The following is a 22,952-nucleotide window of genomic DNA, read 5'->3' as shown; positions in this document are numbered from 1 at the left end:
ACTATTGATAAAGAGAATAAACTTATTATTGATTATAAAGCAAAAGTAAATTTCTATACAAAAAGAGAAAATTTAAAATCTAAAAACTATAATAAAATTACAGTTGGTAATCATAAAAATGAAAGATATTTTAGAGTGGTTATTCAATTAGAAGAAAAACCATCTAAATATGATGTAAGTTATGAAGATAAATTAATTTCTGTTAAAATTAATAAACTTTGATAAGATTCTAATTATAATCATTACAATTAGAACTTCCATAATTGCTGCTAGAATAAATGCATAATAATATTCTTGAGTAATTGAATGATTCGTATAAGCCAATGTCGCTACTGCTATAAGAAGTGTTAGTGGCATTGAGTGCGATAATCCTAACATATAAAATCTATTCCAACCAACATCTTTTACAAATAACAGTGATGCAACCAGTCTAATAGAAATCATAGCAAGTGTGATTAAAAATGCTTTTAATGCTAAACCATCATGTAAAACAGCATCAATTTCAAATGAAGCCCCAACAGAAATAAAGAAAATAGGAACTAACCAACCAAAACCAAAATGCTCAAGTTTTTGTGGTAACTGCTTATTATGTTCTTCAAAAAATGTTGTAATAAATGTTCCTGCAATAAACGCACCAAATGCTACTTCTAAGTGTAAATACATCATTACAGTAATCATAAGGAAAAAGATAGCCATAGATATTCTAATATCTTGTTCTTGATGATCTTTTGCTGGCATTAAATATGTTTTAATTTCTGGATACCACCAAATAAGATTATGAAATAACTTATATATAAAAATCATTGAAACTAAGAAAGCAGTAAATAAAATCATAGTTTTATAGAATTCAAAATTTATACCAAATTCTAATGCTGCTGATACTGTAGTTAATGCAAAGATTGATACAATCTCACCTATTAGCCCAACTACAATTGATAATCTAATCCACTCAACATCACCGTACTCTTTTTTTAGTGCAGCTAATAATCCTATTGAAATTAAAGGTAAAATCACTATAAATATCTTTCCTAAATCTAAATATAAAGATATTAAGGTTGATAGTGAAAAAAGTACAACATTATACATTAATGATTTTTTCAACATAGAAGATGAGATATTGACTAGTTTTTTTAAGTCAACTTCAAGTCCGGCTAAAAACATTAGATATAAGAATCCAAGTTCAGCAACTAAATGTAATATTGCATGATCTGAAATAAATGCAAAATATGCTGCAATTGAACCTAATATTATTTCAACAGTAATAGTAGGAAGCCTAAAAAGCTTTCCTATTAAAGGTGAAGAAAATATAATTAGAGATACTGTTATAATTATTGATATTTCTTCACTCATTAAACAGTCCTATTTCTCGTCTGGCATTACATGAAAGTTTTTAGCAATTTTAAAACCTAAGGCTTCTAATGCTTCAACATCATCTTTTGGTGTTTTACCTGCTGTTGTTAAATAATCACCAATAACAAATGCATTTGCACCTCTATTAAAGATTTCATATTGCTCATCACCAAACATTAATTCTCTACCACCTGCAACCATAATTTTATGTGCATTAGGAATTAATTCTCTTGATAATGTAATTAAATCAAATGCTTCTTCTCTTGTAATTGTATTTTCAACAATTGGTAAAGCTTCATTTGGATGGAAAAAATTAAGAGGTACATTCATAGGATCTAAAGATGCAATTGCTTTAATCATAGAAATTCTATCTTCTTGAGTTTCACCCATTCCAAAAATTCCACCACAAACTAATTTTAATCCAGCTTCTTTAACATTTAAACAAGTTTGGTATCTTTCATCCCAAGAGTGTGTTGTACAAATTGTTGGGTAAAACTCTTTTGATGTTTCTAAGTTATGGTTATAATTGCTAATACCTGCTGCTTTTAACTCTTTTAATTGTTCAACAGTAGCAGTTCCATTACATGCAATTAATCTAAGCCCTAAGTTTTCTTTATTAATAGCTTTTGCAGCTTGGGCAATAAATTTTGTTTTTTTATCTGTTAATCCAAGCCCAGCAGTAACTAAACAAAATCCAACAGCACCATTTTCTCTTGCTTTTTTAGCTTCTTCTATAATTTGTTCTATACTTTTAAGTTTGTATCTTTGAATATCAGCTTTATATCTTACACTTTGTGTACAAAATTTACAATCTTCATTACAAGTACCACTTTCAACATTACATATAGCACATAAAAATATTTCTTCATTATCTTTCATATTTATACTCTTCTTTCTCATAAAAATTTTTATTTATATCTTTAAAATAGTATGAGATTATATACTCATTTTCATTAATTTCTAGAAATACACACTCTATACGTGGTTTCTCCCTTGCACATACTTCACCTGGATTTATAAAAAGTGTTTTATTTTTATAATCACTTTCAAAAATATGAGTATGTCCAAAAATTATAATATCACTATCACCATTTAAATAAAATGGCATATGCATAAGTTTAAATTTTATATCTTTTATTTTAAAATAATATGGTTCTTGTCTTATATTATATTTATTAACTAGTGATAATAAGTTACTATCATTATTTCCAAAAACGCTAACATATTTAAGTTCTGACTCTTCTAATAGTTTTAGATTCTCTTCTGTACATAAGTCTCCTGCGTGAATTAAGTATTCACTTCCCTTATCTTTTAAGAAATCTATTACATCTTTAGTATAGTCACTTTTAAAGTGACTATCTGATAAAATTCCGATTTTCATGATTATTTTGTTGCTGGTTTCTTAGCTGTTGTTTTTTTAGCTGGCGCTTTTTTTACAGCTGGCTTTTTTGCAGCTGCTTTCTTAGCTGGTGCTTTCTTTGTAGTAGTTTTTTTAACCGGAGCTTTTTTAGCTGTTGTTTTAGATTTTGGATCTTTTGCAATTATCTCTTCACACTCTTCAAGTGTTAAATCTTCTGCAACTTTTCCTTTTGGAATCTTAAAGTTTTTTCTACCTTGTTTAATATAAGCACCATATCTTCCAATTAGTACATGAATTTTTTCTTTTTCAAATACTTTAATTGTAGCTTTCTCTTTTGCTTCTTTTAACTCTTGTATAACTTCTAAAGCACGAGGTAATTCAATTGTATAAGGATCATCTGTTTTTAATGAATAATATGATGTTTTAACTTGTAAATATGGCCCAAATCTTCCAATATTAGCTTTAATATCTTCACCATCACTAGTTTGTCCTACAACTCTTGGAAGCGTAAATAAAAATAGTGCTTCGTCCATTGTAATAGTATCCATATTTAAATGCTTAGGAATTGCTACGAATAATGGCTTTTCTTCATCGTCTTTTGTTCCAATTTGAACAAATGGACCAAATCTTCCAACTCTTGCACTCATTGGTTTTCCTGATTTTGGATCAGTTCCAATTTCTCTAATTTGAAGATAGTCTTCTTTATTTACACTCTCTTCTTTTTCATCAATTGTTTTTTTGAAGTTACCATAGAAATCTTGCATTACTTGTTCCCATGCAATATTTCCCTCAGCAATTTCATCAAACTCTTCTTCAATTTTTGCTGTAAATCCAAGATTTATAATATCAGAGAAGTGATCTGATAGAAAAGAGTTTACTATTTCACCTGTTGGTGTAGGAGTAAGTTTTTTATCTTCAGTTTTTACAACATATTCTCTTTGTTGAATTGTAGAAATTGTTGGTGCATATGTTGATGGTCTTCCAATACCTTCCGCTTCTAGTTTTTTAACTAATGATGCTTCTGTATATCTTGCAGGTGGTTTAGTAAATAGTTGTTCTAATTCTAATTTATCTAAATCTAAAACCGTTCCTTTTTTAATTGTAGGAAGAATTTTTTCTGTACTATCAAGTGCACTTTCAGGATTATCACTACCTTCTGTATATGCTTTCATAAATCCAGCAAAGATAATTCTTTGACCTTTAGTTTGAAATTCATACTCTGAATCTTTTCCTGCTTGAATTTTATATGTAGTATTTGCAATTTGTGCAGCTGCCATTTGCGTAGCAAGTGTTCTTTTCCAAATTAAACTATAAAGTTTATATTGAGAAGCTTCTACATAAGCTCTTATTTCACTAGGTTTTAATGCTAAATTAACAGGTCTAATAGCTTCGTGAGCCTCTTGTGCTCCTTTTGCTTTAGACTTATATGCTCTTGGTTTACTTAATGCATACTCTTTTCCATATTGAGCTTCAATAACTTCTTTAGCTGCACTTGTAGCAACTGCTGAAAGATTAAGTGAATCTGTTCTCATATATGTGATTAAACCACCTGTATGATTTGGAATATTACCTACATTTCCTTCATAAAGTTGCTGTGCTATTATCATAGTTTGCTTAACAGAATATCCAAGTTTTCTACTTGCTTCTTGTTGTAGAGTTGATGTTGTAAATGGAGCAGCTGGATTTCTTTTGCTCTCTTTTTCTTCAATATCTACTAAAGTAAAATTTCCTAATTTAATAGAAGCTTCAATCTCTTTTGCTTCTTTTTCATTTTTAATTTTTTTAACTTTTCCATTTATTTTTGCAAGTTCTGATTTTAATTCAGGATTTACAAACTCAGATTTAACTTTCCAGTACTCTTCTGGTTCAAATGCTCTAATTTCATTCTCTCTATCAACAATGATTTTTACAGCAACACTTTGAACTCTACCTGCACTTAAACCATATCTTACTTTTTTCCATAAAAGTGGAGAAAGTTCGTATCCTACAGCACGGTCAAGTATTCTTCTTGCTTGTTGAGCATCAACTAAATGTTGGTCAACATCTCTTGGATTTTCTAAAGCTTTTAAGATTGCATCTTTTGTAATTTCGTGAAAAACAATTCTTTTAATAGGGTTATTTTCAATTTTTAATGCGGGGATTAAGTGCCATGCAATAGCCTCTCCCTCTCTATCCTCATCGGCCGCTAGATAGATTGTTGTATCTTTGTTTATATGTTTTTTTAAATCTGCTATTACTTTTTTCTTATCTGTAGAAATTAAGTATTTTGGTTTGAAATTATCTTCTGGATCAAACCCTAATTTTGATTTTGGTAAATCTCTTACATGACCCATTGAAGCCATTACTACGTAATCACTTCCTAAAAACTTTGATATTGTTTTTGCTTTTGCTGGTGACTCCACTATTACTAAATTCTTCACTAAAAAAAACCTTCTATTATTTTAATTTTTTTGCATCTTATATTATAGACTGATAATATAACTAATAAACTATTATTTCTTCTTTTATATCTATATTAAATTGCTCTTTTATTTTACTTTTTGCTAAATTTATTAAATATATTGCATCTTCATAAGTTCCACCACCATTATTTACTAAAAAATTAGCGTGTTCTTTTGAGAATGACATATTTCCTTTTTCATAAGCTTTTAAACCAACTGCTTCTATTAATCTTCCAGCATAATCATCTTTTGGATTAATAAAACATGAACCCGCACTTGGTACATGAGGTTGATTATCTCTCATTTTATTAAACTCTTTTAACTTATCTTTACAAAACCCATTTTCTATTTTAAATACTACTTCATATACTATTGTATCTATTTTTGTATGTCTATAAGAATAGTCAATATCTTCTTTTTTTATATAACCATCTTTAGTTTTTATACTGTGTATATAATTAAATACTTCCCAAGACTTAAGTCCTGCATTCATTTTAACCAAACCACCTAAATTTCCAGGTAATTTTGCTAAAAACTCAAGATTTGCTATATTATTATTTCGAGTATAAGTTAAAAGTTTACCAGAACTTGTTGCACAACCAACGTAAAGTAAATCGTTTTCTTGTTTTATATAATCAAAGTTTTCACCTAAAACTGCAAATTTAGGATGATTATTTGAAATTAATAAATTATTAGCTCGTCCAATAATTTGATAATCATCATAAGAGTTTATTTCATTTATTACTAAAACTTCTGCTTTTGGACCAATTTTAATTGATGAATATCTTGAAAAATCTATCTCTTTAAAATAATTCACCACTTACCTTTTATTATTGTGCTCTAAGTTCACTATATTCACTTGGAATTAAAAAATCTTTTGATTTTATTAGGTTTTCATAGAATCCATGTTTATAACCTAATTCAAATAATTTATCTAAGGCTTTATATTGAATATCACTTAATTCAACAGAATTATCATTTGCATATAGGTCTAAATATTTATCAAGTGTTGCAGCATCAACTCTAATAAGACCTTTTTCTATTAACATAGGTGCTAAAACATTTCTATTTTTATTTGCAACATGAACTGCTTTAATTAAAGTATTTTCATAATCAATTGCACTATGAAGTGGAATTGAACGTCTTAAACACATTCCACCTAAAGGTAATGGTAAATCACCACCACTTAATTCAACCCAAATATCCCATAACTCTTTTTCAACTTCTAATTCATCATTATATGTAAGAATTGATTCATGAATTAAAACACCAGCATCAACAACACCGTCTAATACTGCTTGTTCTATTTCTAAGAAGTTAATATATTTAATTCTTGCATTTGGATAAGCAATTTTAAATAAAAGACCATTTGTAGTAAATTCACCACTTAAAGCAACTGTAAAATTACGCTTTAATTTTGTTCCTTTTCTTTTAATAAGTTTAGGTCCATAACCTTCGCCAAAAGAAACTGCAGTTTTTAATAAAGCATAATCATCTTTTACAAATGGATATAAAGCAAATGAAATAGCACAAATATCGTATTGTCCTCTTAAAGTAGCTTGATTTAACGTTTCAATATCATCAGCTATATTTGTAAATTTTGCGTTTGATGGAGTAACCCATCCAAACTTAATAGCATAATACATAAAAATATCATCAGCATCTGGTGAGTGAGCAACACTTATTGTCTTCAATTGGCATCCTTAAAATTAATTATTGTGATTGTATCAAGTTGTGCATTATTCTTTGTTTATATATAAAATTTTCTATTCTTTAATATCTTTTTTTATTTCATTTTCATTAAATAAAAGCTCGAACTTAACTCCATTTTCAAAAGAGTACTTAAAATCTGAATTTGGTAATTTTTTTGAAAACTGTTTTATAAGTTTTAGACCTAATCCTTCATTTGAGTTATTTATATCAAAACCTTTTCCATTATCTTCTAAAATTAGGCAAATATTATCTTCTTCTTTTTTTAGTATCATTTCAATTTTAAAATCTTTTGTATCTTTATTATGTTTCATTGAATTTGTAATAGCTTCATTTATAATAATTCCTAAAGACATTGCATTATCAAACTCTATTTTGATATTATCAATTGAAGAATCAAAAATTACATCTTTATATCCCATTCTAATATTAGTTACAATTTTATTTAGATATTCATAAACATTAACATTTGTAAAATCATCAATTCTATATAAATATTCATGAACTAATGACATAGATTTAATTCTATTTATTAATTCATCTAATTCATTATTGTTATTCTTTTTATTTTCAAACCATAACATACCAATAATCATATGAAAGTTGTTTTTAACACGATGATAAACCTCTTTTAATAGAAGTTCTCTCTCTTTTATTAAAGAACTTAGTTTTGTATTTGAAATACTTAAACTATTTGTTCTAACTTCAACCTCTTTTTCAAGATATAGTTGAATTTGTTCTTTTCTATCATTGTATCTATTTGCAAGCATAAGTGAAAATATTGTAACTTCAATAGCAGAAGCAACAAGAAAACCATATCTTGTAATATTTGTATACTCAAAAGCACCAGCAACTGTAAATGTAAATAAAACTACAAATGAAAAATATAATATCATTGCAAAAATATAATATTTACTTTTATGGTTACCTTTAAAATATATAATTATTGAAACTACAATAAGTAAAATACAAACTAATCCTGCTAGATTATTTATAAATTTATTCCAAGGTTGATATGATGTTAAAACTAAAAGTCCTAAAATAAAAAATGGAATTGAAACAAAAGTTAAAGCTTTATGATATTTTTTTAAATATGTTTTAGTATCTAAATATTCACATGAAAAAAGAACCAAGAATCCAATCATAAAAGATGCACATAAGAGTAAATCATACATATATTTTTGTAAATTTACATAAACCAATATACCACTTGCATTTATCATATATATAAGATTGAAAAAACTATAACCAACATAATAAATATATATTTTTTCTCTTAGTTTTAAATATAAAAAGAAGTTAAATACAATAATAAGAAGAATAATTCCAAATATAAAAATATATAAATTATTTATATTCATTACGTTTGTAAAATAAAAATAGTCTTTTTCATATAAAGTTAAATTTCCATAATATGCATATTTACCTTTTAACTCTAGATAAAAAACTTTTTTTTCATTCTCTAATAAATTAATATCATAACTTAAAAAGTTACTTCTAATTTCCCTATTTTCAATTGGATTAAATACTCCATTTGATTTTTTTATCCATTTATCTTCAAAATAATATAAATTTGCTGTTTCATAAAAACTTTCATTTAATGATAAAATAAAATCATTATTTAAACTTCTATTTTCAATAGAAAATTTTATCCAAACACTACCTTTTGTATATCCTAAGGTAAACTTGTTTTTGCTATTTTTACTAAACTCTTTTTTTAAAATATCTTCTATATGTAAAATACTTGATTCATCTTTTAAATATGAAAAATTAAAACTATCATAGAACTTTTTTGTATTATCTATAGTAATAGTTGAATTTGCAAATAAAAACGAAGAAAAGAAGAAAACTAAAATCAATAAAGTACGAAGCATAAAAAAGACCTTTTAAATAAAAAAATTATTATAGCATATATAAAAATATGTTTTCAGAGGAATTATTTAGATTTTAAGATTTAAGAGTACCCATTTTCTTGGGTACTCTTATAGATTAATAACCTGAACTTGTTACAAGTGCAGAGATTATATTTAGAAGTGGGTCTATTAAGAAAATAGAAATAACCATTAAGAATACACAAACTCCAACTACTGATTTCATTGGTAGTGAAGCATTTTGCATAAACTTTGTTTTTTTACCATTTTCTGGATCTCTTAAGAACATATATGAAATTGGTCTTAAGTAGTAGTACGCTGCTATTGCAGAGTTAAGTACAATGATAATAGCTAAAATAATTTCACCTGCATTTACAGCACTTGAAACTAAGTACATTTTTCCCCAAAATAGTGCAAATGGTGGTAAACCAGTTAAAGCAAATAAGAACATTGCTAACATAGATGCAGTAAATGGTGATATTTGTGCTAATCCTGAATACTTTTTAAATGCATAAGGAGAGTTATAATCTTCATACTCTTTCCCTCTATTTAGCCATAACATACCAAAAGCACCAAAGTTAGTAATTGTAAATAAAATCCAATATAAGAATAATGCATTAATTGATTGTGTTGTTCCAATTAAAATAGCAGCCATTGCCATACCTGCATTTGATACAGATGAGTAAGCTAACATTCTTTTAATATCAGTTTGTTGTAATGCAATAATATTAGGAATAGTCATAGTTAAAACAACAGTTGTATATAACATTGATCTAATAATAATATCATCAGCTCCAATAAATATCTCAAAGAATCTAAGTGCTACAACAAATCCAGCCATTTTAGGAATTACAGACATAAATCCAGCTAGCGCAGAAGTTGTACCTTGGTAAACATCAGGAACCCAAGTATGGAATGGGAATAATGATAATTTAAACCCAATCGCTGCAAACATAAATACAAAACCAACTAATACAAATACATAGTTAGAGAAGTTATCATGAGATAATAAACCTTGCTCATTTAATATTTGTGCAATTTGAGTTAATTCTAAAGAACCTGTAAGTGCATAAAAAATCATAGCACCAAATACGAAAAATGCAGCAGCTAAAGCACCCATTGTAAAGTATTTAACAGCAGCTTCAATTGATACCATTCTATTATGCATTGCAATCATTGTATATAATGCTAATGATGAAGTTTCAAGTCCAACAAAAATTAGAATTAATGAATCAGAACTTACCATAAATTGGAATCCTGCAATCATAAATAAATATAGTGCAAAATATTCAGCATATCTAAAATCTTGGAATCTTAATTTTGAAAGACCTAAGAAAATAAATAAAATTGAACCAATTATAATAATACCTTGTGATAGTATCGAAATACCATCTATTAACATTACATCAAATAATCCTCTTTCATCCCCTGAGAAAGCAAGAAGAGTAAATAAATCAAACATTAAAAATAGTACAACCATAAGAACATATAAAGATTTATGTTTATCTTTATTAAATAAATCTGTAACTAATATACTTAAAGCCCCAACGATTGCAATAATCATTGGTGCAATTGTTCCTAAATTTAAACTTTCTAAACTAATTGAAATAGGTTCCATTATTATTTAACCTCCCCTATTGTATTTAATTCTTTTAATCGCTCTTTCGTATCACTATTTACAGCTTTCATTTGCATTGTTTCAACAAGATGAGTAACTGATGTGTTTAAAGGATCAAGAGCTACTTTTGGGTAAATTCCTAATGCAATAATTAGTGCAACTAATGAACCTAATGCTACTAATTCTCTACCAAAAATATCTTTTAAAGATTTATTCTCTTCTTTAATTAATTCACCAAAGAAAGTTCTTTTGTACATAACTAACATATAAATTGCACTTAATACAATTGTTAATGAAGCTACAAAAGTTAAGGCAGGTGAAACTTTAAAGAATCCAAGTAATGCTAAGAACTCACCAACAAATCCAACTGTTAAAGGTAAACCAATAGATGCCATTAGGATGATTCCATAAACAAGTGCAAAAATTGGCATATTTTTAGCTAATCCACCAAACTCTTTTATCATCTTGGTTTTCCGTCTATCATATAAAACACCAACACTCATAAATAGTGCCCCTGAAACAATACCATGTCCAATCATTAAAAATATTGCCCCAGCAATACCTTCAACATTTAGTGCAAATACCCCAAGGATAATTACACCCATATGAGAGATTGAAGAGTATGCAATCATTTGTTTCATATCTTCTTGTGCATAAGCTAACATTGCCATATAAACAATTGCTATAAGTCCAAATGCTGACATGAATCCCATAAAGTAAACACTTGCATCTGGGAATAATGGTAATGAAAATCTAATAAAACCGTATGTTTCCATTTTTAGTAATACTGCTGCTAAAATAATAGAACCAATTGTTGGTGCTTGTGCATGAGCAACAGGTAACCATGTATGGAATGGGAACATTGGTACTTTTACTGCAAATCCAAAGAAGAAAGCAATAAATAACCAAAGTTGCATATCAAATGGTAAAACTACACTATTCCAGTCAAGGAAACTAAAGCTCCAAACACCAGTTGCTTCATGGAAGATATATCCAAAGTAAAGAATACCTATAAGCATGATTAATGATCCTGTAAATGTATACAAGAAAAACTTCATAGCTGCATAGAATCTTCTTTCTGATCCCCAAAAACCAATAATATAGAACATTGGAATAAGTGTTAATTCCCAGAATACATAGAACATAATCACATCTAAAGAAACAAATACCCCTACCATTGTCATTTCAAGGTAAAGCATTGTAATAATTAAATTTTTAACATCTTTTTTTTCTGTTAAACCAATTAATGCAATCATTGTCATAAAAGTAATCATAATAACTAGGAATAATGAAATACCATCTACACCTGCAATATAATTAATTCCGAACTCTTTTATAATAGGTAATGTTTGAACAAATTGCATACCAGCATCATTTACATCAAAATGATACCAAAGCAATAATGCTAATACAAATTCAACTACAGTAACAACAATACCAAATTCTCTCATAGAATCTTTATGAATTAAGAATCCAACTGTTGCTGCTGCTGCTGGGAAAAATATCAGCATTAATAAAATATTTTCCATTTACATAACCCCTTCGAATACAGATAAAGCTAAAACATAAACTAAACCAGCAATCAATCCAACTACCATAAGTCTTAATGCTGATGATAAGTTTCCTGATTGAATTGGTCTTGCTTTTTTACCTGCTTTATTTATTAAATTTGCTATACCATCGATTGAATTATCAATGATTTTCATTTCAAGTACATTAAACATCCATACAGACATTACATAATATGGTTTTGAAATGAAATTAGAATAGAACTGTGGAATATAATATTGGTTAATTAGCAATTTATAAATTGCTGTATTTTCCCAACTTTTACTAAATCCACCATTTCTATATTTAACAACTGCTACTGCAATTCCTAATACAGCTGCTGCTGTTGTAACTAAGATTAAAATCCAAGCTGTTGAATGTGAAAGATTTGAAGCTTCCCATGAAGGTAATACTTTTGTAACAAAGTCAACAAATGCATGTTCAAACCAACCAAATACAACTGCTAAAATTGCTAAAGGTATCATTGCAGCAATTACAAATGTTTTTGCTTCATGTGGATGAACTTCTGCATCTGAATAGTTTTGTTCACCATGAAATACTTTCATTACAAGTCTAAATGAATAAAATGCTGTTAAACCTGCAGTTACCCATAATACAAACCATAACATTGTTTCATTAGCATTAAATGATGCTTCTAAAATCTTATCTTTTGAGAAGAAACCAGCAAGTGGGAAAATCCCTGCTAATGCTAATGATGCAATTGTCATAATAATTGAAGTAGATTTCATTTTCTTATGTAATCCACCCATTTTTCTAATATCAAGTTCATCATTCATAGCATGCATAACATTACCAGCACCTAAGAATAATACTGATTTAAAGAAGGCATGAGCAGCTAAATGGAATAAGGCAACCCAATAAGCACCTAAACCAGCAGCAACAAACATATATCCTAATTGAGATAATGTAGAGTATGCAATAATTCTTTTCATATCATTATGAACAAGTGCCATAGAAGCTGCAAAAATTGCAACAAATGCACCTAAACAAGCAATTGCATAACCAACTTCAGGAACTAGTGTATAAAGTTCATTTGATCTTACAACTAAATAAACACCAGCTGTTACCATAGTAGCAGCGTGAATTAATGCAGAAACAGGTGTAGGTCCTTCCATTGCATCAGCTAACCATGTATGTAATGGGAACTGAGCTGATTTACCCATAGCACCAAGGAACAATAAACCACCAATCCAAACAATTGTACTTGTTTCTAAAGTAGAAATAGTTCCAAATACTACATCATATTGTAAAGAACCAAGGTTCCAATAAATTAAGAACATACCAAGTAAAAGACCTAAATCCCCAACTCTATTCATAATAAATGCTTCATTAGCTGCCCATGATGCTGATTCTTTTTCGTACCAGAAACCAATAAGTAACCATGAACAAACTCCAACACCTTCCCATCCAATAAATAAACCAGCAAAGTTATCAGACATAACTAATACTAACATTGAGAATACGAATGCTGAAAGGTAAGAGAAGTATCTATTAAATCCTCTATCATGTTCCATATATCCAATTGAATGAATATGAACCATTGTTGATACAACTGTAACAACAGTCATCATAACAACACTTACTTGATCAACTACAAAACCAAATGGTATACTTAAGTTTCCAACACTAATCCAGTCAAATAATTCTACGTGTAAAGCACTATCTGTTGTATAAACATATGCTAATAAATTAATTGATGCAACCATAGAAACAGCTAGCATTAAAGATGTAAACCATCCTGTAAATGCTGTTTTAGGTTGAGTTGCGAATAGTGCAGCTACTAAAGAACCAACTAATGGTGCAAAAAGTGCAATATATATATATTTTTCCATTCTTAACCTTTCATTCTTGCAATATCATCTAGGTTAATAGAACCTGTTCTTTTATGCCATAGAATTAATAAACCTAGTCCAATAGCAACTTCACTTGCAGCAACAGCAATAATAAAGAAAGCAAACATTTGACCTGATAAATCTCCATGGAATTTAGAAACAGCAGCAAGACCAATGTTTACAGCATTTAACATAATTTCAGTTGAGAAGAAAAGCATTAAAACATTTTTTCTTCTTAAAACTCCAATTAGTCCAATACAAAAAATTACAGTTGATAGTATTAAATAAGCATTAAGTGTCATTTAACATCCTTTTCTTTTGCGTCAAGCTCAATTTTTGCATCAATTTCTTCTTCTAACATTTCAGAATATGATTCATTCATTTTTTTACCAGCTAAAACAATTCCACCAATCATTGCTACAAGTAACATAATTGCTGCAACTTCAAATGGAACTAAATATTTAGTAAATAAAATAATACCAACATCAGCTGAGTTTCCTAGTTCTGGATGAACTGGATAATTAGCTTGAACATTCTCACCAATTACAGGAGAGATAAATATAACAACAATAATTAGTGCAAGCATTCCTGAAAGGAAAAACACTAATCTTGGGTTCTTAACCTTCTCTTTTACTTCTGATAAAGTATCAAAGAACATCATTCCAAATGCATATAAGGCCATAATTGCACCTGTGTAAACAACAATCTGAACTGCACCTAAGAAGTCCGCATTTAGCAAGAAGAAAAATGCAGAGATAAATATCATACCTGCTGCTAATGAACTTAAAGCATATAATGCATTGTTTGTTAATACTGTAATACTAAACATTGTTATTGTAAGTACAGAAAAAAGACAAAAAGCTACTATTTCAAACATCAAAACTCCTTAGTATGACAGTGGTGTTTTTTTAATTTTTTCATCAGCATCTGGTGATACTGAACCAAAACCAGCAAACTCAGTTTGTTGGTTTAATTGATCAAATGGTGTTAAGATATCTTCTTTTAATGAGAAGTGAGCTCTTTGCTCAGAAGAGTTTTCATATCTTCCACCATGTACAATTGCTAACTCTGGACAAACTTCTGCACAGTAACCACAGAAAATACATCTACCCATATTAATTGTATATTCTAAAACTTCTTTTCTAGAATTTTCATCAATTCTAGTTTCCATTCTAATACAATTAGCAATACAAATTTTTTCACATAATCCACAACCAATACATCTTTCTTCACCTGATTCTAATAATACAAGTAATTTATGTACGGCTCTATATCTAGGACCAATTGGTAATTTTTCTTTTGGGTATTGAACTGTTGCCATTTCACCATTAAATAATGCACCTGTCATCATTTTAAATGTGATTTTTAAACCTGTAAATAATTCACCTTTTACAGATCTTGACATTACTTGTTTAAAAGATTCCCATGAAGTTTTAGGATAATTGTCCTCTTGAACTACAACATAATCTTCAGATATATTTCTATTTTTAAATTCTTCGAATCCCATAATTATCCCCTAACCATAATCACAAAACCAGTTGCTAAGATATTTAGAACTGATAAAGGCATTAATATTTTCCAACATAACCACATTAACTGATCAGGTCTAATATGAGGCCATGAAGCTCTTGTCCATAAGAACAAGAAGATTAATAACATTACTTTTAAAATAATTGCTAATCCACCTGGAATAAACCATAATGGCTCAAATCCACCTAAGAAAATTAGTGAAATTAAGAATGAAATTGTGAAAAGATTCGCATATTCTCCAATAAAGAACATACCCCATCTCATACCTGAATACTCAGTTGCATAACCTGCAACTAATTCAGCTTCATGCTCAAGTAAATCAAATGGAGTTCTATTTGTCTCAGCAAATCCAGCAATTGTAAATAAAACAAATGCTAATGGTTGAGACCAAATAATCCACTCACTAACTCCACCTGCTTGGTAGTTATTAATATCAATTAATGATAAAGAACCAACCATCATTAAAGGTGCTAATAAAGAAAGACCTGAAACAACTTCATAAGATAAAAGTTGAATTGCAGTTCTAGCTCCTCCAAGTAATGCCCACTTATTAGCAGAACTCATACCACCTAAAAGAGGTCCATAAAGTCCAATAGCACCAACAGACATAACAAATAAAACCCCAACGTTAATATCTGAAATAATTGGTCTAACTGTATATCCAAACATCTCAAATTCAGGGAAAAATGGAATTGCACTCATTGCAATAAATGCAGTTGCTGCTGTAATTAATGGAGCAATCATAAAGATTGGTTTATTTGCATTTGCAGGAATAAAATCTTCTTTTGTAAAAAGTTTAATACCATCAGCTGCAATTTGTAAAAGACCATAAGGACCTACATTTGTAGGCCCTAATCTTCTTTGCATAAATGCTAATATTTTTCTTTCAATATATGTAGTAAATCCAGCTAGTGCTGAAAATATTGTAAGTACAACTATAACTTTAATTATTGTTTCTAAAATAATACTAGTTTCCATGACTATACCTTTTTCACTTCTGCAGTGTTATATCTGAATGTATCAAATAAAACTTCTGATGATGAATTTTTTTCAAAAGTTGAAACATAAGCAATTTCACCATTGATTTGAGTATCAACAAATGCTTCTAATTGTAATGTTTGATTATTAGCTGTTACTTCTACTTTATCACCATTTTGAAGCTCTAAAGCATCAAAACTTTTTTGTGAAAAGAAAATACCTGATTGAAGTTCATCTTTAAACTCATGTGACATTGCAGTAAATTCATTAAATTGATTAATAGGATTAGCTTTATAAATTACTATTTCATTCTCTTTTACTTCAAGTTTTTTTGAAGAAATTTCTTCAACATTATCTTGAGTTTGAACATCAAATGCATTTATATCATAACCTCTATACTCAACTCTATCATTACCAAACATATTAGGTAAGTTATCAAACTCAACTCTTTGGTAACCTTTTTCTAGTGGTAACTCACAAGTGTAATCAATTGTATATTCAATATCATCTTCTAAAATTACATTTGCAATTTCATTTAAAGTATAACCTTTATATCCAACTGCTGCATTTGTAGGAATGATTTTTTTATCAATATTTGTAAATGTTCCTTCTTGTTGATTAAGTGCAGGAATATCTAAATCTCCATCACCTAAAGCAGATAATTCAAAGTTTGCTTTTTGATTATATCCAACAGTAAATCCTGAATCATCAGAAGAAAGTGTACAAATTTGTGCAACTCCTAAAGTATTTGTTTGAGTTGGTATAATAACTACATTAAACTCTGTACATCTAGAAATTAATCCACATAATTTAGCTAAGTTTTTAGCATTTGGATGTGTAATTAAATCTTCTCCAACAATTAAAGAGAAAGCATCTTTTTTAGCAAGCATAGAATCAATTAATTCAATAAATGTTTCATCTTTATTAATATCTTCTAATAATGTAATATATTCAAACTCTACTTCTTTAGAAACTTTTTTAGGAACCATTTTAGAAACTTCTTTTTCTTCACCAGTTTCTTCATTTTTAACAATTTCAACAACTTTTTCTTTAATAGTTTCTGTAACTGTTTTAGTTCTAGTTTCAATTAATGAATCTAAGTATGTTTTTACATTTTGTGGTAAATCTTTTCCAAATTTATAAAGAATAAAATATAAAATTGATTCTTGCGCTAAAGCATCATGATAAATAAATTCAGTTGTTTTACCTTTTTTACCAATTTTTTCCATAACAGGATCTGCTACTGGGTGGAAATATAATGAAGCACCTTTATTCATAATAACAGAGTTATTTAAAGCATATCTTGCATTTGGTAAATCAGATTTTAAATATGAACCAACAGAAATTACAAAATTTGAATCATGTACTTCTGATAATTTTGATGAGTATAACGTTGAACCTGAAGTACTTGAATAATTTTTTAAGAATTCTTGATATCTTCTTGCATCTTCATTTACTAATCTTGTATTAGTTTTATTTGCAATTTTTTGTAAAATTAAAGCTTCTTCATTTGTAATAAATGAGTTAAATTTAATTGCATCAGCTTTTTTAAATGCTTCAACTGCATCATTAAATGCTTTTTCATCTTTTTCTTGTACTTTATTATCAAAGTCATAAGCAAATCTTCCAGCACCATTTAGTGTTGAATAATGAGGTTCATTTGTAACTCTATAAATTCTTTTTGTTTCATGATTATCAATTGATTCTTGCTTAGTTTCATAATAAATAAATGCACAATCAGATGAATGAGAGTTTGCAGCAGGTATTTTTTTAAGTTCCCAAGAGTTTGATGTATATTGGAAATCATGAGAAACTAAAGCACCAACTGGACATGCAGAAATACACTCACCACAATCAGTACATGCATCAGCATCATAACCAATAAGTGATTTATTAAGTTTATTCCACATTGCATATGCATCTTTAGGCATTTCTTCTTTAAATGTTTTTTCAATTGCTTCAGATGGTCTTTTTACTGTACTTAAAGCATTTGAACCTACCATATCTTTACATACAGTTACACATCTTTCACAAACAATACATAAAGCAGGGTCATAGTTCATTACACCCCAATGTTGTGTAGGTCTATGAATATCTCTAATACTATAGCTTTGAGAATCAACTTTCATATATAAAGAGTAATTTTGTAATTCACACTCACCACTTTGGTCACATACACCACACTGTAAAGGATGATTAACATCATAAACTTCCATAATTGCACGTCTTTCTTTTGCAATAGTAGGAGTTACTGTATTAATTTCCATATCAGCTTTGATTTTTGTATTACAACCATAAACTTGTTTTCCATCAGCTTCAACCAAACATAATCTACAAGCTAAAGTAGGTGAACATCTTGTTAAATAACAAACAGCAGGAACAAAAATATCATTTGCTCTTGCTACGTTTAATATCGATTCACCCTCTTTTGCTTCAATAGATTTACCATCAATTGTTAATGTAATCATATCACTCATTACGCATCAACCTTTTGTATTTTTACTTGTTTATATCTATAACCATTAAATATTTCATTGTCTTCTTCAAGAATCTTAGCAATTGCTATTGTTCCTTGAAGTTTCTCATCAATTACTAATTTCTTTTTTACTTTTTGATCTTTATAATTTATATATATTTCATCATTATTTGAAACTTTTGCAATATTTGCAAATGAAACACTTGAGATTAAATCGTCATTTGATTCATTTTCTAATAATCTATAAACTAAAGTTCCATCAAATGATTTTAATTCTGCAATCTCTTCTAAAGATGAACCATCACAGTTATTAACTCTTTTTTCTAAATCATCATTTAAAACAATAATATTAAAATCTGTATATTTTTTTAATAGAGCAATAATTCTAATAATATTTTCGATTCTATCATGCTCTAATATATCATCACCAATAATTAATGTTTTATTTTTGCTATTAGATGAGTTTTCAAGCATTTCTTCAAACTCTTCTTCTCCTGCTGAAGTTTCAGCTGAGATATAACCTAAATCAAAATTATCGATATATGTTTGTACTTCTTCATTTGTTTCTTTTGCAAATGTATCAAGTAATAAAGCAAATATACCCTCTTCACTTCCTACTTCATATTTTACAAATTGCGTATAATAAAGTTTTAAATCAATATTATCAATTGGGTGCATATAAACAAATTGACAATTTGTTTTTGCAATTGATTCAATTATTGAATTTCGTATTTCTTCTTTATTATTAGATAACATTGTTCCAAGAGAGATAATGAAATCACTCTTTGAAATTATCTCTTTCTTATTCATTATTTTGCTTCCACAGAAGAAGCATCTTCTTCAACAACTTTTGGTTCTGGTTTTACTTTTTTAACAACTAAAGTCCAATCTACTTCATTGAATTTAATAGAATTCATTAAAGTATAACCTGCATCATAAATCACATCAGCAGATTTTTGGATATTATCAAAATCACCAATTTCAAACATTATAATTGCAGTTTCACCTTGTGCAATTTGCTTATCCATTAGTTCAAGCATTCTATCGTAGAAGTCGTTTTTTAAAGGTCTTAAATCAAATCTTTTCATCAGTTATCCTTATCTATCAATCTCACCGAATACAATATTTAAGTTACCTATTAAAGTAACAACATCTGCTAACTGTAATCCTACAAGTAATTCTTCAAGCATTGCTGTATGCTGGAAACTTGGAGCTCTAATTTTTAGTCTATATGCATAAGGAGTACCATCACTTACAATAAAGTATCCTAATTCACCTTTTGGTGATTCTGTTGCAACATAAACTTCACCTTTTGGAGGTCTCATACCTTGAGTTACAAGTACAAAGTGTTGCATTAATGAATAGTTTTGAGTCATAATTTGCTCTTTTGGAGCTGAAATATACTCAGGTGCATGAGCCATTAATTGAGAATCACTCTCTTTATACATTGGCATTAATTGTTTTAATATTTTTGCAGATTCTCTCATCTCTTCAATACAAATTTTGTATCTTCCATAAGAGTCATTTGTATGTGCAATTGGAACATCGAAATCTAATTCATCGTAAATTCCATAAGGCATCTCTTTTCTTAAATCCCATTTAATTCCAGAACCTCTTAATGCAATACCAGAACATCCCCAAGATTTTGCCATTTTAGGAGTAATAACACCTACGTTTTCAAGTCTCATTTTCCAGATTCTATTTTCTGTTAATAAACCTTCATATTTTGATATTTCTGTATTTAAAATATCAATAAAGCTTAAACAATCATCAATCCAATTTGATGGTAAATCTAAAGGAACTCCACCGATTCTAATAGCACTATGAGTAAGTCTTGCACCACAATAATCTTCAATTAAATCCATTGCATATTCACGTTCTCTAAAACAGTATAAGAACATAGACATAGCACCAACATCAAGTGCATGAGTTGCTAACCAGAATAAATGAGAAGTGATTCTATTTAATTCTAAAAGCATTGTTCTAATTATTTCAGCACGTCTTGGAGCTTGAATACCTAAAAGTTTTTCAACAGCTAAAGCATAACCATAGTTATTTGAAGTTGCAGCAATATAATCCATTCTATCTGTTGTAGGTAAGAATTCGTTATAAATCATATTCTCAGCCATTTTTTCCATACCTCTATGAAGGTATCCAATCATTGGTCTTGATTTTACTACTTCTTCACCTTGAAGTTCTAAGATAAGTCTTAATTGACCGTGAGCAGATGGATGTTGTGGTCCAAAGTTCACCATCATTGTATTATCTTCTCTTTCAAAGTGAATATTTTCAAAGAAAGGTTTTAATCTATTTGGTTGTTGCATATTCTCTACCTTCTTCTTTTTAAAACAACTGATTCTTCAGGTTTTAATCTTTTCATAATTTTTGATGCATCTTCTTCTTGATAAGAAATAGCAGTGTCAGGCTCATTTCCTTCAGATATTTTTGTATCAAATGGAACTTCATGTCCAAGTCTTGCAAATCTTGTAGTATCATATCTATCAATAGCAGCAGGATCTCTTTGTTCAGGTCCAATAATATCTCTTGCTTCTTTTCCAAAAATCTTATCAACTTCATACCAAGAAGCCACTTCATCACCTTGTAATGGATAAGTTTTTCTAAGTGGATGATCATACCAATCATCAGGCATAATAATTCTTTTCATATTAGGATGATTATCAACTTTTACACCTAACATATCATACATTTCTCGCTCAGACCAATTAGCTGAATCAAAAATAGATGTAATAGAATTTACAGATTCATCTTTATTTAAAAAACACTTGATTCTAAGTCTTTTATGTTTAGAAATAGAAAGCATTTCATAGAATAATTCATATCCATCTCTTGCTGCTAAATAATCAATTGCAGACATTTCAATTAACATATCATATTCTAGTTCTTCACTTAAGAATTTCATTGCTTCAACAATTGCATTTTTATTAATATGAATTACTAAATGAGTATGTTCAATATATGCATCTTGAACATTTATTTTTGATTGAAATTTTTCAAGATCAGCTTGAAAAATTTCATCAGATGAAATCTCAAGTCTTGGAACAGTTGGACTTACAAAAAATCTATCTGAAAACGGTGATTTTCTTTGTACATCATCTTTTGGAGTATATTGTCTCATTACACTAACCTCTTTTTCTTATGCGCTCTAAAAATTGATTCTTTTCTAATCTTTTTTTGTAAAGCCATTAAAGCATATTGTAAAGTTTCAGGTCTTGGCGCACATCCTGGAAGATAAATATCAACAGGGATGATTCTATCTGCACCTTGTACTGTTGCATAAGTATTAAACATTCCACCAGTATTTGCACATGAACCCATTGAGATTACCCATTTTGGATCAGGCATTTGATCATATAATCTTCTCATAAATTCAGCATGTTTTTTCGTAAGTGTTCCTGCAATAATTAAAACATCCGATTGTCTTGGAGATGCTCTAAAAATAGTACCAAATCTATCAAAATCGTATCTTGATGCACCAGTTGCCATCATTTCAATAGCACAACATGCTAATCCATATGTCATTGGCCATAATGAGTTTGATCGACCAAAATTAACTAACTTATCAATAGTTGTTAACTTAATTGGCGCACCACCATCTTGTAAGTAATTTATTTTATGCTGTGCCATTCAAGCGCTCCTTTTTTCCATGCGTATAAAAACCCTATTGATAATAGTGTGATGAAAAGTAACATTTCCACAAAACCAAACCAACCTAAAATTTTAAAATTGATTGCCCAAGGAAACATAAATATAATTTCAACATCAAATAGGATAAAAAGTAAAGCTATTAAATAAAATTGTGTAGATATTGTATTTGGTTGCTTCGTAACCTCTGGTCCACACTCATATAATGTTGTCTTTAATTTCTCAGTATCAAGTCTTGCAATCTTTCTACTAACGTATCTAGCTAGCCATACAGTCGCACCAAACGCACCAAATGTTATTATAAACATCACAAATGCACCAAAATATGGATGGGCAAATTCCATGTGTGTCATATTATATATCCTTTAAAAGCTATAGAATTTTTCTTATTTTTTTTCTGGCTTATAGTATATCTAAGTCCTAATAAATAGCCAAAAATTTATATTTAGGCAAATAATAATCTAACCTAATAAAAGTAAGCTTATAACTTAATGTTTTTCTAAGTATAAAAAGAAAACTGGTACCAAAAGAAACATAAGATTAATATATAAAAA

21 protein-coding genes and 1 pseudogene are annotated in these 22,952 nt (G+C 28.7%); 1 reads left to right on the top strand and 21 read right to left on the bottom strand.

Annotated elements, in window-relative coordinates:
* Positions 1-222, top strand: a pseudogene (locus tag ACERKK_RS00605) (hypothetical protein); the annotation flags it as partial.
* On the opposite strand, the gene ACERKK_RS00600 reads toward ACERKK_RS00605, so the two are convergent.
* From ACERKK_RS00600 to ACERKK_RS00500, 21 genes are all read right to left on the bottom strand, one after another.
* Positions 193-1,350 carry a cation:proton antiporter gene (locus ACERKK_RS00600; protein WP_373771123.1) on the bottom strand — a complete coding sequence of 386 codons (1,158 nt, stop codon included), beginning with the start codon at positions 1,348-1,350 and terminating at the stop codon, positions 193-195. The pseudogene ACERKK_RS00605 and the gene ACERKK_RS00600 overlap by 30 nt on opposite strands.
* Positions 1,351-1,359: 9 nt before the next feature.
* Positions 1,360-2,229: a biotin synthase gene (locus ACERKK_RS00595; RefSeq protein WP_373771122.1), complete on the bottom strand. Its 870-nt coding sequence runs from the start codon at positions 2,227-2,229 to the stop codon at positions 1,360-1,362.
* Positions 2,219-2,731: a YfcE family phosphodiesterase gene (locus ACERKK_RS00590; protein ID WP_373771121.1), complete on the bottom strand. Its 513-nt coding sequence runs from the start codon at positions 2,729-2,731 to the stop codon at positions 2,219-2,221. The genes ACERKK_RS00595 and ACERKK_RS00590 overlap by 11 nt, the downstream gene beginning before the upstream one ends.
* Before the next feature lie 2 nt (positions 2,732-2,733).
* Positions 2,734-5,130 carry a type I DNA topoisomerase gene (gene topA / locus ACERKK_RS00585; RefSeq protein WP_373771120.1) on the bottom strand — a complete coding sequence of 799 codons (2,397 nt, stop codon included), beginning with the start codon at positions 5,128-5,130 and terminating at the stop codon, positions 2,734-2,736.
* Between the two features lie 61 nt (positions 5,131-5,191).
* A complete protein-coding gene (locus ACERKK_RS00580; RefSeq protein WP_373771119.1) occupies positions 5,192-5,971 on the bottom strand; it encodes a UDP-N-acetylmuramate dehydrogenase in 780 nt (259 codons plus the stop codon).
* A gap of 10 nt (positions 5,972-5,981) precedes the next feature.
* On the bottom strand, positions 5,982-6,845 hold the full coding sequence (locus tag ACERKK_RS00575; protein ID WP_373771118.1) for a menaquinone biosynthesis family protein: 864 nt from the start codon (positions 6,843-6,845) through the stop codon (positions 5,982-5,984).
* Positions 6,846-6,917: 72 nt separating this feature from the next.
* Entirely contained in the window at positions 6,918-8,735 is a 1,818-nt protein-coding gene (locus ACERKK_RS00570) for a 7TM diverse intracellular signaling domain-containing protein (protein WP_373771117.1), read from the bottom strand.
* A gap of 115 nt (positions 8,736-8,850) precedes the next feature.
* Entirely contained in the window at positions 8,851-10,353 is a 1,503-nt protein-coding gene (gene nuoN / locus ACERKK_RS00565; protein WP_373771124.1) for an NADH-quinone oxidoreductase subunit NuoN, read from the bottom strand.
* Positions 10,353-11,879 (bottom strand): NADH-quinone oxidoreductase subunit M, encoded by a 1,527-nt coding sequence (locus tag ACERKK_RS00560; protein WP_373771116.1) that lies wholly within the window; start codon positions 11,877-11,879, stop codon positions 10,353-10,355. Before ACERKK_RS00560 ends, nuoN begins: the two co-directional genes overlap by 1 nt.
* Positions 11,880-13,751, bottom strand: a complete 1,872-nt coding sequence (gene nuoL / locus ACERKK_RS00555; RefSeq protein WP_373771115.1) for an NADH-quinone oxidoreductase subunit L — start codon at positions 13,749-13,751, stop codon at positions 11,880-11,882.
* A gap of 2 nt (positions 13,752-13,753) precedes the next feature.
* A complete protein-coding gene (nuoK, locus tag ACERKK_RS00550; protein WP_373771114.1) occupies positions 13,754-14,053 on the bottom strand; it encodes an NADH-quinone oxidoreductase subunit NuoK in 300 nt (99 codons plus the stop codon).
* Positions 14,050-14,628, bottom strand: a complete 579-nt coding sequence (locus tag ACERKK_RS00545) for an NADH-quinone oxidoreductase subunit J (RefSeq protein WP_373771113.1) — start codon at positions 14,626-14,628, stop codon at positions 14,050-14,052. The genes nuoK and ACERKK_RS00545 overlap by 4 nt, the downstream gene beginning before the upstream one ends.
* A 9-nt stretch (positions 14,629-14,637) precedes the next feature.
* Positions 14,638-15,258: an NADH-quinone oxidoreductase subunit NuoI gene (gene nuoI / locus ACERKK_RS00540; protein WP_373771112.1), complete on the bottom strand. Its 621-nt coding sequence runs from the start codon at positions 15,256-15,258 to the stop codon at positions 14,638-14,640.
* Between the two features lie 2 nt (positions 15,259-15,260).
* Positions 15,261-16,259, bottom strand: a complete 999-nt coding sequence (gene nuoH, locus ACERKK_RS00535; protein ID WP_373771111.1) for an NADH-quinone oxidoreductase subunit NuoH — start codon at positions 16,257-16,259, stop codon at positions 15,261-15,263.
* Between the two features lie 2 nt (positions 16,260-16,261).
* Entirely contained in the window at positions 16,262-18,736 is a 2,475-nt protein-coding gene (locus ACERKK_RS00530; protein ID WP_373771110.1) for an NADH-quinone oxidoreductase subunit G, read from the bottom strand.
* Positions 18,736-19,545 (bottom strand): hypothetical protein, encoded by an 810-nt coding sequence (locus tag ACERKK_RS00525; RefSeq protein ID WP_373771109.1) that lies wholly within the window; start codon positions 19,543-19,545, stop codon positions 18,736-18,738. Before ACERKK_RS00525 ends, ACERKK_RS00530 begins: the two co-directional genes overlap by 1 nt.
* A complete protein-coding gene (locus ACERKK_RS00520; RefSeq protein WP_373771108.1) occupies positions 19,545-19,823 on the bottom strand; it encodes an NADH-ubiquinone oxidoreductase subunit E family protein in 279 nt (92 codons plus the stop codon). Before ACERKK_RS00520 ends, ACERKK_RS00525 begins: the two co-directional genes overlap by 1 nt.
* A gap of 9 nt (positions 19,824-19,832) precedes the next feature.
* Complete coding sequence (gene nuoD / locus ACERKK_RS00515) at positions 19,833-21,059, bottom strand: NADH dehydrogenase (quinone) subunit D (protein WP_373771107.1); 1,227 nt, start codon at positions 21,057-21,059, stop codon at positions 19,833-19,835.
* A gap of 5 nt (positions 21,060-21,064) precedes the next feature.
* Complete coding sequence (locus tag ACERKK_RS00510) at positions 21,065-21,871, bottom strand: NADH-quinone oxidoreductase subunit C (RefSeq protein WP_373771106.1); 807 nt, start codon at positions 21,869-21,871, stop codon at positions 21,065-21,067.
* On the bottom strand, positions 21,871-22,380 hold the full coding sequence (locus ACERKK_RS00505; protein ID WP_373771105.1) for an NADH-quinone oxidoreductase subunit B family protein: 510 nt from the start codon (positions 22,378-22,380) through the stop codon (positions 21,871-21,873). Before ACERKK_RS00505 ends, ACERKK_RS00510 begins: the two co-directional genes overlap by 1 nt.
* Positions 22,362-22,751 (bottom strand): NAD(P)H-quinone oxidoreductase subunit 3, encoded by a 390-nt coding sequence (locus ACERKK_RS00500; protein ID WP_373771104.1) that lies wholly within the window; start codon positions 22,749-22,751, stop codon positions 22,362-22,364. The genes ACERKK_RS00505 and ACERKK_RS00500 overlap by 19 nt, the downstream gene beginning before the upstream one ends.
* Positions 22,752-22,952: the final 201 nt, after the last annotated feature.

Origin of the sequence: Poseidonibacter sp., assembly GCF_041821165.1 — a bacterium.
In the GTDB taxonomy this organism is placed as follows: domain Bacteria; phylum Campylobacterota; class Campylobacteria; order Campylobacterales; family Arcobacteraceae; genus Poseidonibacter.
The sequence above is the reverse complement of the archived record's forward strand: the minus strand, read 5'-3'. Positions and strand labels throughout refer to the sequence as shown.